We start from the raw sequence: 13,186 nt of genomic DNA, 5'->3' as shown, positions 1-13,186 counted from the left end.
TGGGCCGGGCCGCGTTCGGTTCGCGCCGCCGGCTCGTCGGGCCGGCGCGCTCGCGCGTCGTGCGACTGCGCGGGGAATGGACGGTTACTGCTTGACGAAGCGCGAATCGGCCCAGAGGCCTTGCTGGTCGCTGTTGTCGGCGCTGACGAACTGCACGTCGCCCTGATCGACCGACACCACGCGGAAGCGCTGGCCTTCCGGCACCGACAGGCAGCGGAAGTCGTCGAAATACTGCTGCTTCGCCTGCGACTTGCCGTCACGTTCGTGACTCAGTACGGAGTCCAGATTGTCTTTCGACAGGCAGCCCCATGCGTTCTTCGTCAGCTGGATTTCCTGCTTCGGCTTGACGGCCGAATCGCCGCCCGCCTGGGCAATCGACACCGCGCAAAACGCGCCGACAAGGGCAAAAAGGACACCGGTACGCTTGATCATGTTCTGTCTCCAGGCTTGCGGGCACCAGGCTGGGTTAGCTATGTGTTTAAAGGTGATCGTGAACCCGCGTTTTTCACTTTAGAAGACCGGCAAACGATAGCAAGCACATTTGTTGTGCGACCGCAATAGCGGCGGATTGTCGCACCCCGTGCGCGGCCCGCTTTTCGCGGGCGGCGCGCGTCCGGCAAACGCTGCCGAATCGCGGACGGCCCCGCGCCGCCCTGCGGAAAGCGTTATCCGACAAGGCTTTCAGCGAAGTTACAATGCGGCGATTGAACGGTTTGGATAATCCATTTCGCTATTCGGCTCATTTTGATGCGTTGCACATAAAGTCATCCAAAATGATTCGACTTTTACCGCAGCGCGGCAGCGCCTTTACCCGATACAAGAAAAATGCCAGATTTAGGCGCATCCGTATTTATCCGTAGATCGCCGCCTCTATTCGGCGCGCTCGGTGCCCCGTCGCAAGCGCATTTCGTCCGTGTGGTGTTTACCCTGCATTATTCAATCCGGTTTGCTGGCGCTCGAAATAATCGCGCTGGAAGATGCACATGCGATAAGCGTTGTGATACGCGCCATTCCCGAAAAATTCTTCCTTCAATTCGGCTTCGTGCTGGAATCCGCATTTCTCGTACACGTGGATCGCGGCCGCATTCGACGTATCGACGATCAGGTACAGCTTGCGCATGTTCAGCACCTTGAACGCGTATTCGATCGCGAGGCGCGTCGCCTGGCCCGCATAGCCGCGCCCCTGGCACTGCGGCGCGATGATGATCTGGAACTCGCCGCGGCGGTGGATGTAGTCGAGCTCGATCAGCTCGACGAGGCCGACCAGTTCGTCCCGCGCATCGACCGCGACGAAACGGCGCTCGCGCTGATCGTGCACGTGACGGTCGTACAGTTGCGACAGTTCCGAGAAGGTTTCGTACGGCTCCTCGAACCAGTAGCGCATGATCTTCGCGTCGTTGTTCAGCTCGTGGACGAAGCGCAGATCCTGGCGTTCCAGCGGCCGTAGCGCGAGCGTGTGGGTATCGTTCTGAAGTTGCATGTTGGTGTCCTTTTTGATGTCGCCGCATGCGCGGAATGCCTGCGGCGCGGCCGCGTTCCGGCCCGTTTCGCACTGTAAGAAATTGAACGCGGGCGAAGTTCAGAGCCTAGAATGGGAACAAGGGTTCCTGCCACCGCAAGGAGGCTATCGTGATCGAGCAAGTCATCCTCGGAATTTTCCTCGTGCTGCCGCTCGTCATCGTGGCTGCGCTGTTTTCCGACGAACTCTGGCAGGAGCATCGTCGCCAGCATCCGCGCGACGAGAACGCACCGCACATCGACTGGAAGCATCCGTGGCGCCGCGTGCGACGCGGGCATTGACTTCGATCATCGTCGATCCGCCGCATGCGCAGGGCCGGCCACCCCAGGCCGGGTAACATGCGGGCACGACCCTTGCGCTTCGATCCGATTCCCGCCCCACCCGCGAGACACCGACGTGAACGACAAGCCCGCCCTTCCTCCGCACGATATCCCGAACGAAACGATCGACCTGCAGATCGCCGATGTGCTGGCGACCGTCCGCTATCCCGCGAACAAGGATGCGATCGTCGATGCCGCACGCGACGCCGGCGCCAGCAACGAAGTGCTGGCGATGCTCGACGGCCTGCCCGAACAGGACTACGCGGACGTCGACGCCGTCACGCGCTGGATTGCCGGCAACTTCGGCCCGGGGCTCGGCATTTGAGCGGATGCCAATAACGCGATAGGATCGGGCCGCACCGGTCGCGCCGCGATCGGGGAGCGCGCCGCCCGGCGCAAGATCGGGCGTTTCGCGCGCGTGCCCGGGGGACTCCATGGAAGGCATCCTGATCCAGCACACGACGCAACGTCAGCTGTGGTTCGGCGCGCTGACGGCGCTCGTCATCCTGCTCACGCTCGGGATCGCCGTGCCGCACGCGAACGTCGCGCTGCCGGCCGTCGAGCCGTTCATGCCGATGTGCGCGCTCACCGTGTTCACGACCGCGAGCATCGCGGCGTTCTTCCTCGGCGCGCAGTTCACCGTGACGCGCCAGCCCGTGCTCGGTGCGCTCGGCGGCGCCTATGCGTTCACCGCGCTCGCCGTCGCGCTGCAGTTGCTGACCTTTCCCGGCGTGTTCGCGCCGCACGGCCTGCTCGGCGCGCGCCCGCAAAGCGCCGCATGGATGTGGGTCTTCTGGCATGCCGGCTTTCCGTGCTTCGTGATGGCCGCGCTGCTCGCGCGCGAGCGGCTGACGCGCGCGCCGGTCGGTGCGAAAGAAACACGCCGCTGGACGCTCGCGCTCGTCGGCGGCCCGGCCGTCGCGGCGGCGCTCCTGTGCGTGCTCGCGCTGAACGTGTCGCTGCCGCCCGCGTTCCATCCGCCTCGCGACACGGCCGTGCTGCCCGTCAACGGCACCGCGCTCGTCGTATGGATCCTCAACGTGCTCGCGCTCGTGGCCGTGCTGGTCACCGGCCGGCTGCGCACGACGCTCGACCTGTGGCTCGCGATCGCGGTGCTCGCGTGCCTCACCGATACGACGCTGAACCTGCTATCCACCCATCGCTTCACGCTCGGCTGGTATGTCGCGCGCGTGTTCAGCATGTTCACGCCGGGCGTGCTCGTGTGCGTGCTCGCATGGGAAGTGACGATGCTGTATCAGCAACTGTTCGAAGCGCACGCGACGCTCATTCGCTCGTCCGCGCGCGACGGGCTCACGGGTGCGTTCAACCGCAGCCACTTCAACGACCATTTCCACACGCTGTTCCTGCAGGCGCGGCGGCAGGGCGAACCGCTGTCGCTGCTGATGGTCGACGTCGACCACTTCAAGGCGTACAACGATGCGTTCGGTCACGTGAAGGGCGATGCGTGCCTGATCGCCGTCGCGAATGCACTGGTCGGCGCGGTGCGGCGGCCCACCGACATCGTCGCGCGCTACGGCGGCGAGGAGTTCGCGATCGTGCTGCCGAATACCGGCGCGCACGGTGCGCGGGTGGTGGCCGACGAAGCGCGAGAAGCCGTATTGCGGCTCGACCTCGCGATGCCCGATTCGCCGGCCGGGCGCGTGAGCGTCAGCATCGGCTGCGCGACCGTGTCGGCCGACGACCTGTCGACGCCCGACGCGTTGATCGAGGCCGCCGATGCCGCGCTGTATCGGGCGAAGGACACGGGGCGAAACCGGGTCGTCGTCGCCTGAAACGTCTGCTGTTTGGCTAATTGTTACGGTCATTTTGACCGGAATAATCCGCCGTTACGGATTGCGGCGCGGGGATACGATCGCTTACAGCCTCGGCCGGAGCCGCTCGCTATGCTGGGTTTCATATTGAATCCGAGCAGGTGAACGCGATGAAGAAGGCCCTTTTGCTGATTGCCGGCGTCGCCGTGTTGTTGAGCGGCTGTATCGTGGTGCCTGACGGTGGCGGGTATTACGGTGGGGGTGGGTATTATCACCATCATCGTCATTGGGATTGAACGTCCGGCCTGGCTTCGACGGGCATCCCAACTTCGTCATCGGGCTTGCTGCCGACGCAGGGTCGGCCTAACGGCAGTGGGGGGGGTAAAGGCACTCTCTGCCTGTGTTAACATGCCCCGCTGCGTACCGATTCAGGGGCCCTCCACCGTGGTGAAATTTTCAAACAGCAATCAAACGCCTCGTATCGCAACACGCGATCGTGACGTTCGAACCGCTGTCATGAAAAAGGTCCTTGCGGAGCCGATGTCGAATCCCAACGTGCTCGTCGTGGAAGAGCTGGGGCTCGAGCACGGCGCATGCAGGGTCGACATCGCGGTAATCAATGGCGTCATTCACGGGTACGAGCTCAAAAGCGATACCGATACACTGCACCGTCTGCCGCTGCAGATCGACGCCTACTCGCGAGCGCTCGACAAGGCGACGCTCGTCGTGAGCGAACGGCACTTCGTCGAAGCGGCGAACCTGCTTCCACCGTGGTGGGGCATCAAGGTGTCGCATGTCGGCCCTCGCGGAGCGGTTCACATCGAGACCGAGCGCGCCGCGTCAATGAACCCGGACATCTCCCCGTTCCATGTTGCCCACCTTCTCTGGCGCGACGAAGCACTGGCCATTCTGGAAGCCCTTGAAACCGACAGGAAGGCGCTGCGCGGCAGCAGACGGGCGCTGTATACGCTGCTCACGCAACACCTTTCCCCTTCGTCGCTTCGCGCGCAGGTCAGGGAAGCGTTGAAGCGCCGAACAAGGTGGCGACATCCCTCACAACCTTCGTGACATGGTGGTTGCTCCCCACCATCGGCCAGGTTGATGCACCGCCGGTACTTCCAATGCCGCTCGCGCAGTCCTCGATGAATTGATCACCGTGTGAGTAGGCGCCTCCCATGAAGATCGGCGGCCTGGCGGAAACAATGCTCCGGCAGATGTCGGCGTACTGCGCACGCCCATGTTTCTTGACCTGCACACCCATCGCGATGAACCACTCATCGTCGATGGTGTACTTCACCTTTGCAGTCGGATCGAGCATGCGTGGATCGATGAGTTCGGTCTCCGGATGCGCCACGGCGTAGTCGCCGAAAGTCGGCACGCGTGTGCCGGCAGGTAGCATTCCGACAAGTGATTTGTAGCCAAGCCAATCATGACGCTTGATCAGGCCGGACGGTCGATACGACGCCGACGGCAACGTCTGCGGGAATGACGTCCCGGCAATCGTGACGGAACGCCAGTCTTCGAGCTTCGGCAACTCGTCGAGCAACCCTTTCCACACCAACGCCTGCATCTTCGGGCTGGTTGCGATGTCGGCCGCGCAATCGAGTACGAGATCGCACGCGCTTTCTGCTATCCCGATGGCGTCCAGCAACGTATCCACCTCCGCGCGCATCGAAATGCCGAAGTCGTCCGGCGTCAGTCGAAGACAGGCTCCCCGTCCATCGCGATCGACAATCGCCCTTACAGCAGCCATATACGCTTCGGAGCGCCCGACCCCAAACACCGGGACGGGCATGGTCCCGGCGGCCCGTGCCAAGTCGAAGATATGGGCCAGATGATGCGCGCCGCTCTCGACACATGCGTCGCCGTCGATAAAGGGAGAATCGACAAAACAACGTCGCGTGTCCCATTTTTGTTTGAGTCGCACGCCAAACTTGCTCAAGTGCTCGTCGAGGCTCTTGGCTGGCGCTTCAGCCTCAAAGTCCCACGCCTCCGTCGGCACCTCGAACAACGGTGTTACCCAATTCATGACGGTCGCCGTCAATCTGGACAACGCAAGGTATTCTCCCTGACGCCATTTCAATACTGGAACGTAGTGGTTGTGATCGAACATGCTTTCCTCAAAATAAAACTCGTCAAAGTTGAGCATTCCCGCCACTCCGAAACGAATGGCGTCATTTGAGGATTACTGTATCGATTCAATATCGCAAGAGCATGCAGGGGATTCGTCCGATCAGCACCGGATATCTCAATATACCGACACCGGAAATTGATGCATATTCCGCAACACCCGACAAAAAATGTTGAGAAAAATCCGTCTCGTCGAAAAGGCATGTTCGCCGTCTCCGCGCCGCATGTAGCGCCAGCCAAGGGAGATCGAGTGCATCGGCCCGATGATGCCCCTCCAAGAGATTGATCTTTGTCTCATGGATGATGCCGGCAAATATGCGATCAACCGATTGCAGCTGAAAATGTCATAAATCGTATATTTTTTAGCGCCTCTTCAAACGGACACGCTTCACGATCGACATCAGGGGAATGCGGCCTCTCCAGTGCTTTTTAGCTTCTGTAACAATGCTGCCTTTATTTCCCAATACAAAACCTGCTGAAAATCACCCCCAGCAGATCATCCGACGTGAACTCCCCGGTAATCGCATTGAGCTGCTCCTGCGCGAGCCGAAGCTCTTCGGCAAACAGATCGAGCGACTGCGCGCGCTGCTCCGCATGATCGGCCGCCTGCGCGAGATGTTCCTGCGCGGCCCGCAGCGCGATCAGATGCCGCTCGCGCGCGAGATACACGCCCTCGGCCCCCGCCTGCCACCCGGCGATCCGCAGCAGCTCCGCGCGCAGCATGTCGATCCCGTCGCCGCGCTTCGCCGACAGATGCACCTCGGTCAGATCGCCTTCCGCCGCCGGATGCTCGACGCACGCCGGCACGCCGGTCAGATCCGTCTTGTTCAGCACGCGCACCACCGGCACGCCGGCCGGAAACCGCGCCGCGATCGTTTCGTCGTCCGGCGTCATCCCCGTGCGCGAGTCGAGCAGATGCAGCACGACGTCCGCGCGCTCGATCTCGCTCCACGTGCGCGCAATGCCGATCCGCTCGACCTCGTCCTCCGTCTCGCGCAACCCGGCCGTATCGATGATGTGCAGCGGAATCCCTTCGACCTGGATCGTCTGCGCCACCTTGTCGCGCGTCGTGCCGGCGATCGGCGTGACGATCGCCAGCTCGGCACCCGCCAGCGCATTCAGCAGCGACGACTTGCCGACGTTAGGCTGCCCCGCGAGCACGACCGACAGCCCTTCGCGCAACAGCGCGCCCTGCCGCGCATCGCCGAGCACGTGCGCGAGCTGCGCGCGAATCTTCGCGAGCTTGCCGCGCGCGTCGGCCGCTTCGAGGAAGTCGATTTCCTCCTCCGGAAAATCGAGCGTCGCCTCGACCAGCATCCGCAGCGTGATCACGTCGTCGACGAGCGCATGGATCTGCCGCGAGAACGCGCCGTCGAGCGAACGCCCGGCCGAGCGCGCGGCCGCCTCGGTGCTCGCCTCGATCAGGTCGGCGACGGCCTCGGCCTGCGCGAGATCGAGCTTGTCGTTCAGGAACGCGCGCCGCGTGAACTCGCCTGGCTCCGCGAGCCGCAGCCCGAAGCCGCGCCCCGCGTCCAGGCAGCGCTGCAGCAGCAACTGCATCACGATCGGCCCGCCGTGCCCCTGCAGCTCGAGTACGTATTCGCCCGTGTACGAATGCGGCGCCGGGAAATACAGCGCGATCCCGCGGTCGAGCGGCGCACCATGCGCGTCGAGAAACGGCACGTAGCTCGCATGACGCGGCGCGAGCTTCTGCCCGCACAACGCGTCGATCAGCGGCAGTGCGGCCGCCTCGCCGCCGCGCCCGAACGACACGCGGACAACGCCAATGCCGCCCCGGCCGGCGGCGGTGGCAATGGCGACGATCGGATCGGAATCGGTAGCGAGCATGGGAATCGGACAAATCTGGGGAGTCTGAGAAATCGGCGAGTAGCCGGTGCGCCGGCGCAACAGTTCGCGGATCGGAACGCCGGCATTGTAGCGTGTCGGCACCCGCGCCACCGGACGCGACGCCGAATTCGGACTCGCCCGAATTTATCCCGACGGGGATAAGTCGAGTATCAGTACCCCGTGCTGGCATACTCTTCGTTTCGGACAAGTATGCCTGCTGGCGGGGGCGGACGATTTGCCCCTCAATTCCGCCAATGTGCCCGTACGAGGCCGGGATTCGTCTGAACAGGATACGTTTATCCTATATGGTTGTCTTAGAAACGTCGGCCGAATTGCACAATCTCTCCCATGCCGACACCCGAAGAAAAAGCCGCGTTCTCGGAACGCCTGAAGTTCGCCCTGCGGCGCAGCCCGGAGAAGGTCACCGGCGCGACGGAACTGGCGAACCGATTCAATCTGCGCCATCGCGGAGCCCAGCCCGTTTCGCCGCAAACCGCGCACAAATGGCTGACGGGCCGCACGATTCCGACGCCGGACAAACTCGCGACGCTCGCCGACTGGTTGCGCGTCGAAATCCACTGGCTGCATTACGGCCCGTCGCCGAGCGTGATCGAACACGCGACGCCGCAACCGCTGCCGCGCGACGAGCACTATCCGCCGACGCCCGAGACGATCGAACTCGCGTCGAAGATCGAAGCGTTGTCGCCGCATCATCGCTACCTCGTGCAGGAGTTGGTCGAGCAGTTCTACGGCGACGTGGGCGAATCGAAGAAGGGCTGAGCCGGGATCGGACCAGAAAAGCAAAAAGCCGCACGGTCATGAACCATGCGGCTTTTTTTGCGTGCATCGCGAGCGGCGAACCGCCCGCGAGTACGACTGGCGTCAGGCCGGCTTCTTCTTCACGCCGCCGAGCTTGCGCGTGATGTAGTACTGCTGCGCGATCGACAGCACGTTGTTCACGACGTAGTACAGCACGAGGCCGGCCGGGAAGAAGAAGAACATCACCGAGAACGCGATCGGCATGAACTTCATCATCTTCGCCTGGACCGGATCCGGCGGCGTCGGGTTCAGGCTCGTCTGCACGAACATCGACACGGCCATCAGCACCGGCAGGATGAAGAACGGATCGCGCTGCGACAGGTCGTGAATCCACAGAATCCACGGCGCGCCGCGCATTTCGACCGACGCCAGCAGCACCCAGTACAGCGAGATGAACACTGGAATCTGGATCACGACCGGCAGGCAGCCGCCGAACGGATTGACCTTCTCGGTCTTGTACAGCTCCATCAGCGCGGCGTTCATCTTCTGCGGATCGCTCTTGAAGCGTTCGCGCAGCGCCTGCATGCGCGGCGTGATTTCCTTCATGCGCGCCATCGACTTGTAGCTTGCCGCCGACAGCGGGAAGAACACGGCCTTGATCAGCACCGTCAGCAGCACGATCGCCCAGCCCCAGTTACCGACATAGCCGTGGATCTTCTCAAGCAGCCAGAACAGCGGCTTCGCGATGATCGTCACCCAGCCGTAGTCCTTCACGAGCTCCAGGCCCGGCGCGATGCCTTCGAGCATGCGCTCTTCTTCCGGACCGGCGAACAGGCGCGCCTGCACGTCGGCCGACTGGCCCGGCGCGATCGCGGCGACCGGCTGCTTCACGCCGACGCGGTACAGCGTCGGATCGATCTTTTCAGCGTAGATGTCGCGCTTCGCGCCCTGCTGCGGAATCCAGGCCGACGCGAAGTAGTGCTGCACCATCGCGACCCAGCCGTTGTCGGCGGACTTCTCGAAGTTCGCCTTGTTCTTGTCGAGGTCGCTGAAGTCGATCTTCTGGAAGTGCTTCGCGTCCGTGTAGACCGCCGGCCCGAGGAACGTGTGCGAGAACATCGGCGTTTCGACGGCCGTGTTGTCGCGCACCAGTTCCATGTAGACCGTCGGCGTGACGGGCGCCGTGCCGACGTTGTCGATCTTGGTGTCGACGCCGATCACGTAGCTGCCGCGCGTGAACGTGTAGGTCTTGATCACCTTCACGCCGCCCTTCACCGGCGATTCGAACGACAGCTTCAGCGTGTTCTGGTCGCCCGTCAGCGACGTCGAGCCGGGGTTCAGCTGCGTGTAGACGTCGTTGTGGTTCGGGAAATCGCCGCCGAGCAGGCCCGTGCGTGCGAGATACGTGTGGCCGGCCGTGTGGTCGAACAGCGTGATGTACAGGTCGGGCTGCTTGCCGTCGCCCTGCTTCTTCAGCGTCAGCTTCGCGAGCGTGCCGCCGCGCGTGTCGATTTCGCCGTCGTACACGTCGGTCGAGAACTTCACCAGCTGCGCCTGCGCGGCCGGAGCCGTCGTCGACGGTGCGGCGCCGGCCGCGGCAGGCACGTCACCTGCGGTCGTCGTCGCGCCCGTGCCCGATGCGCCGCCGGCAGCGGCCGGGGCCGTCTGCGTGGCGCTCGGGAAGAACATCGACGGGCGTCCATGGTCCCGCTGCCAGTTGTCGTACAGCATGACAGCTGACATGAAGAAGATCACCCATAGGACGGTGCGTTTGATATCCATGCGTTGTCTCAGAGTCGATGGGACCGCGCGTCGGCTTCGCCGCGAGCGCGAGTGTCGGAGTTGGGCGGCGGGACGAGGTCGATGCCGCCCGCGGAAAACGGATGGCATCGGCACACGCGCCTGACGGCGAGATACGTGCCGCGCGCGGCGCCATGATACTGGATTGCCTCGCGCGCGTAATCCGAACAGGAAGGATAAAAACGGCAACGGTTGCCGAGCATCGGGCTCACGGCAACCTTGTAGAAGCGCAGCAAGGCGATCAATACCGTTTCCATACCTTGGGCGGCGCCGTACGACGCCGCGTCAAAACCGGCCGGGCGGGCGCGAACGCCGCACCGGGCACGGATGCGTCACTCGGACGCGGGCTTCGACGCGCGGCGCGCGATTTCCCGGGCTGCCCTGTCGAGCAGCTCGCGGATCTCGCCCGCGCACATCGCCGCGAGCGGGGCGGAAGCCGCGCTCGGCAGCGCTTTCTTGTCGAAGCGCGTGTGCTGCCGCAGCAGCAGGTCGTAACCGGCGAATTCGGCGCGGCGCAGGCGAAACGCATCGCGCGCCAGCCGCTTCACGAGGTTACGTGTGACTGCCCGCGGCGCATACTTCTTGCCGATGACGAGCCCCAGGCGTGCGGGCTGACCGGTCGGCTTGCCGTAAATCACGAAGTGCGCGGAGCGCCGCCAGGGGCGCAAACGAAAAACGGATGAAAATTCATCCGTTTTCAGAAGTCGCGCAGCTTTCGGGAAGGCGGCTTTCGTCTGCGACGGATTCGCACCCGGCTCGACGGCACCTTCCGCAGGACTGCGGACGGCGGACACAGCGCGCAACCTGCCTTAGATGGCGAGGCGCTTGCGGCCCTTCGCGCGGCGAGCGTTGATGACCTTGCGGCCACCTGCCGTCTTCATGCGGACACGGAAGCCATGGGTGCGCTTGCGGCGCGTCACGGACGGTTGGTAAGTACGTTTCATGATGTTCTCACTTGTTCGAGAATGTCGAAATTCAGGGGACCGCGTGCCCTTAACCGGAGGCATTCGGGCGAACGCAATCGCCGGGAATACAGGATTGGTTTTCGCGGAACCCGCTATTTAAACCGTTTTTCCGTTGACGGTCAATACTTTACGCGTCGTTCGCCTGTGCCGGCCCGCCCCGATCCGGCCCCGCGGCCCACAAACACAGCCTGTGGATAAGTCCCGCTGTGGCCGCGTTTGGCGTTAGAATCTCGCCTTATCTCCAAGAATCCCGCACGCCGCTTCGGCTCGCGCCTGCCCCGCCAAGACTGTGACGCAGGCGTCCGACGCACGCTCGCACGACCGCTTCGGGCCTTGTTGCGCGACCGCGACAAGGGCGCCGGCGAGCCGCGCCGTGCACGCAAAAAACGACAGTTACTTGATGAACGATTTCTGGCAACACTGTTCCGCACTGCTGGAGCGCGAGCTGACGCCCCAGCAGTACGTGACGTGGATTAAACCCTTGGCCCCGGTGGCCTTCGATGCGTCGGCGAACACGCTGTCCATCGCCGCGCCGAACCGCTTCAAGCTGGACTGGGTCAAGAGCCAGTTTTCGGGCCGGATCAGCGATCTGGCCCGTGAATTCTGGAACACGCCGATCGAAGTCCAGTTCGTCCTCGACCCGAAGGCCGGCATGCGCAGCGCCGCAGCAGGCGCCGCACCGGCCGCGCCGCGTGCGCCGCTGGCGCCGAGCGGCCCCGCCGCGACGGTCGCCGCGATCGCCGCCAACCTGACCGCGAATGCCGCCGCCGCGCCCAGCGCGCCGGCCGACGTGCCGATGACGCCGTCGGCGGCCGCCGCACACCACCTGAACGCCGACGACGCCGACATCGACCTGCCGAGCCTGCCCGCGCACGAAGCGGCGGCCGGCCGCCGCACGTGGCGTCCGGGCCCGGGCGCCGCACCCGCCAACGGCGGCGAAGCCGATTCGATGTACGAACGTTCGAAGCTGAATCCGGTGCTCACGTTCGACAACTTCGTGACCGGCAAGGCGAACCAGCTCGCGCGCGCCGCCGCGATTCAGGTCGCGGACAACCCGGGCATCTCGTACAACCCGCTGTTCCTGTACGGCGGCGTCGGCCTCGGCAAGACCCACCTGATTCACGCGATCGGCAACCAGCTGCTGCTCGACAAGGCCGGCGCGCGAATCCGCTACATCCACGCCGAGCAATACGTGTCGGACGTGGTGAAGGCGTACCAGCGCAAGGCGTTCGACGACTTCAAGCGCTACTACCATTCGCTCGACCTGCTGCTGATCGACGATATCCAGTTCTTCTCCGGCAAGTCGCGCACGCAAGAGGAATTCTTCTACGCGTTCGAGGCGCTGGTCGCGAACAAGGCGCAGGTGATCATCACCAGCGATACCTATCCGAAGGAAATCTCGGGCATCGACGATCGCCTGATCTCGCGCTTCGACTCGGGCCTCACCGTCGCGATCGAGCCGCCCGAGCTGGAGATGCGCGTCGCGATCCTGATGCGCAAGGCGCAGTCGGAAGGCGTGAATTTGTCGGAAGACGTCGCGTTCTTCGTCGCGAAGCACCTGCGCTCGAACGTGCGCGAGCTCGAAGGCGCGCTGCGCAAGATCCTTGCGTATTCGAAGTTCCACGGCCGCGAGATCTCGATCGAGCTGACCAAGGAAGCGCTGAAGGACCTGCTGACCGTGCAGAACCGGCAGATTTCGGTCGAGAACATCCAGAAGACCGTCGCCGACTTCTACAACATCAAGGTCGCGGATATGTATTCGAAGAAGCGCCCCGCGAACATCGCGCGGCCGCGGCAGATTGCGATGTACCTGGCGAAGGAACTCACGCAGAAGAGCCTGCCGGAAATCGGCGAGCTGTTCGGCGGGCGCGATCACACCACCGTGCTGCACGCGGTGCGCAAGATCGCCGACGAGCGCAGCAAGGACGCGCAGCTCAACCACGAGCTGCACGTGCTGGAACAGACGCTGAAGGGCTGAGCGCGCGCACCGCGCTTGATAATTCGGCCTCCGCCCCAATTTAAGGGGGGCGGTTCGGTTTTGAGGCACAATACTGGTTTGACCGCCCCGGTGGT

General features: G+C 63.7%; 15 protein-coding genes. 7 read left to right on the top strand and 8 right to left on the bottom strand.

The window, feature by feature from the left end; genetic code table 11:
* Nucleotides 1–84: 84 nt before the first annotated feature.
* Together sap1 and speG are read right to left on the bottom strand one after the other, a co-directional pair.
* Nucleotides 85–432, bottom strand: a complete 348-nt coding sequence (sap1, locus tag QZM15_RS30645; RefSeq protein ID WP_059573585.1) for a surface attachment protein Sap1 — start codon at nucleotides 430–432, stop codon at nucleotides 85–87.
* A gap of 490 nt (nucleotides 433–922) precedes the next feature.
* A complete protein-coding gene (speG, locus tag QZM15_RS30640) occupies nucleotides 923–1,480 on the bottom strand; it encodes a spermidine N1-acetyltransferase (protein ID WP_060966489.1) in 558 nt (185 codons plus the stop codon).
* Between the two features lie 149 nt (nucleotides 1,481–1,629).
* On the opposite strand from speG, the gene QZM15_RS30635 reads away from it, so the two are divergent.
* The 5 genes from QZM15_RS30635 (at nucleotide 1,630) to QZM15_RS30615 (ending at nucleotide 4,679) form a co-directional block, all read left to right on the top strand.
* Nucleotides 1,630–1,800, top strand: coding sequence for a hypothetical protein (locus tag QZM15_RS30635; protein ID WP_006489933.1), 171 nt, complete (start codon nucleotides 1,630–1,632; stop codon nucleotides 1,798–1,800).
* Nucleotides 1,801–1,915: 115 nt separating this feature from the next.
* Nucleotides 1,916–2,164: a DUF2795 domain-containing protein gene (locus tag QZM15_RS30630; RefSeq protein WP_226225803.1), complete on the top strand. Its 249-nt coding sequence runs from the start codon at nucleotides 1,916–1,918 to the stop codon at nucleotides 2,162–2,164.
* A gap of 109 nt (nucleotides 2,165–2,273) precedes the next feature.
* Nucleotides 2,274–3,632, top strand: a complete 1,359-nt coding sequence (locus QZM15_RS30625; RefSeq protein ID WP_302107834.1) for a sensor domain-containing diguanylate cyclase — start codon at nucleotides 2,274–2,276, stop codon at nucleotides 3,630–3,632.
* 149 nt (nucleotides 3,633–3,781) lie between these two features.
* Nucleotides 3,782–3,907 carry a hypothetical protein gene (locus QZM15_RS30620; RefSeq protein ID WP_256097665.1) on the top strand — a complete coding sequence of 42 codons (126 nt, stop codon included), beginning with the start codon at nucleotides 3,782–3,784 and terminating at the stop codon, nucleotides 3,905–3,907.
* A 220-nt stretch (nucleotides 3,908–4,127) separates the two neighbouring features.
* Nucleotides 4,128–4,679 carry a sce7726 family protein gene (locus QZM15_RS30615; RefSeq protein WP_060966486.1) on the top strand — a complete coding sequence of 184 codons (552 nt, stop codon included), beginning with the start codon at nucleotides 4,128–4,130 and terminating at the stop codon, nucleotides 4,677–4,679.
* On the opposite strand, the gene QZM15_RS30610 is transcribed toward QZM15_RS30615, so the two are convergent.
* Together QZM15_RS30610 and mnmE are read right to left on the bottom strand one after the other, a co-directional pair.
* Entirely contained in the window at nucleotides 4,624–5,760 is a 1,137-nt protein-coding gene (locus QZM15_RS30610) for a beta family protein (protein WP_302107833.1), read from the bottom strand. The two genes, QZM15_RS30615 and QZM15_RS30610, sit on opposite strands and share 56 nt — an antisense overlap.
* Nucleotides 5,761–6,194: 434 nt before the next feature.
* Complete coding sequence (gene mnmE, locus QZM15_RS30605) at nucleotides 6,195–7,589, bottom strand: tRNA uridine-5-carboxymethylaminomethyl(34) synthesis GTPase MnmE (protein ID WP_059646140.1); 1,395 nt, start codon at nucleotides 7,587–7,589, stop codon at nucleotides 6,195–6,197.
* 348 nt (nucleotides 7,590–7,937) lie between these two features.
* Between mnmE and QZM15_RS30600 the strand changes: the two genes are divergently transcribed.
* Nucleotides 7,938–8,369: a helix-turn-helix domain-containing protein gene (locus QZM15_RS30600; protein WP_226094316.1), complete on the top strand. Its 432-nt coding sequence runs from the start codon at nucleotides 7,938–7,940 to the stop codon at nucleotides 8,367–8,369.
* Nucleotides 8,370–8,471: 102 nt separating this feature from the next.
* Here the strand turns inward: QZM15_RS30600 and yidC are convergent, their stop codons facing one another.
* The 4 genes from yidC to rpmH form a co-directional block, all read right to left on the bottom strand.
* Nucleotides 8,472–10,130 (bottom strand): membrane protein insertase YidC, encoded by a 1,659-nt coding sequence (gene yidC / locus QZM15_RS30595; protein WP_302107832.1) that lies wholly within the window; start codon nucleotides 10,128–10,130, stop codon nucleotides 8,472–8,474.
* 8 nt (nucleotides 10,131–10,138) lie between these two features.
* Entirely contained in the window at nucleotides 10,139–10,405 is a 267-nt protein-coding gene (gene yidD / locus QZM15_RS30590; protein ID WP_006750110.1) for a membrane protein insertion efficiency factor YidD, read from the bottom strand.
* A 75-nt stretch (nucleotides 10,406–10,480) separates the two neighbouring features.
* On the bottom strand, nucleotides 10,481–10,942 hold the full coding sequence (gene rnpA, locus QZM15_RS30585; protein ID WP_060966484.1) for a ribonuclease P protein component: 462 nt from the start codon (nucleotides 10,940–10,942) through the stop codon (nucleotides 10,481–10,483).
* A 15-nt stretch (nucleotides 10,943–10,957) separates the two neighbouring features.
* Complete coding sequence (gene rpmH / locus QZM15_RS30580; RefSeq protein WP_004198824.1) at nucleotides 10,958–11,092, bottom strand: 50S ribosomal protein L34; 135 nt, start codon at nucleotides 11,090–11,092, stop codon at nucleotides 10,958–10,960.
* Between the two features lie 421 nt (nucleotides 11,093–11,513).
* Here rpmH and dnaA point away from each other — a divergent pair, with 421 nt between their 5' ends.
* Nucleotides 11,514–13,091, top strand: a complete 1,578-nt coding sequence (gene dnaA, locus QZM15_RS30575; protein WP_053524377.1) for a chromosomal replication initiator protein DnaA — start codon at nucleotides 11,514–11,516, stop codon at nucleotides 13,089–13,091.
* Nucleotides 13,092–13,186: the final 95 nt, after the last annotated feature.

This window comes from Burkholderia sp. AU44665 (assembly GCF_030504405.1).
In the GTDB taxonomy this organism is placed as follows: domain Bacteria; phylum Pseudomonadota; class Gammaproteobacteria; order Burkholderiales; family Burkholderiaceae; genus Burkholderia; species Burkholderia semiarida.
Note: the sequence above shows the minus strand (reverse complement) of the source record. Positions and strands in the feature narration are given on the sequence as shown.

Bases quoted from the DNA above. Each gene is read 5' to 3' on its own strand.
- sap1 (WP_059573585.1), bottom strand. From the start codon at position 432: ATGATCAAGCGTACCGGTGTCCTTTTTGCCCTTGTCGGCGCGTTTTGC.
- speG (WP_060966489.1), bottom strand. From the start codon at position 1,480: ATGCAACTTCAGAACGATACCCACACGCTCGCGCTACGGCCGCTGGAA.
- QZM15_RS30625 (WP_302107834.1), top strand. From the start codon at position 2,274: ATGGAAGGCATCCTGATCCAGCACACGACGCAACGTCAGCTGTGGTTC.
- QZM15_RS30620 (WP_256097665.1), top strand. From the start codon at position 3,782: ATGAAGAAGGCCCTTTTGCTGATTGCCGGCGTCGCCGTGTTGTTGAGC.
- QZM15_RS30615 (WP_060966486.1), top strand. From the start codon at position 4,128: ATGAAAAAGGTCCTTGCGGAGCCGATGTCGAATCCCAACGTGCTCGTC.
- QZM15_RS30610 (WP_302107833.1), bottom strand. From the start codon at position 5,760: ATGCTCAACTTTGACGAGTTTTATTTTGAGGAAAGCATGTTCGATCAC.
- mnmE (WP_059646140.1), bottom strand. From the start codon at position 7,589: ATGCTCGCTACCGATTCCGATCCGATCGTCGCCATTGCCACCGCCGCC.
- QZM15_RS30600 (WP_226094316.1), top strand. From the start codon at position 7,938: ATGCCGACACCCGAAGAAAAAGCCGCGTTCTCGGAACGCCTGAAGTTC.
- yidC (WP_302107832.1), bottom strand. From the start codon at position 10,130: ATGGATATCAAACGCACCGTCCTATGGGTGATCTTCTTCATGTCAGCT.
- yidD (WP_006750110.1), bottom strand. From the start codon at position 10,405: ATGGAAACGGTATTGATCGCCTTGCTGCGCTTCTACAAGGTTGCCGTG.
- rpmH (WP_004198824.1), bottom strand. From the start codon at position 11,092: ATGAAACGTACTTACCAACCGTCCGTGACGCGCCGCAAGCGCACCCAT.
- dnaA (WP_053524377.1), top strand. From the start codon at position 11,514: ATGAACGATTTCTGGCAACACTGTTCCGCACTGCTGGAGCGCGAGCTG.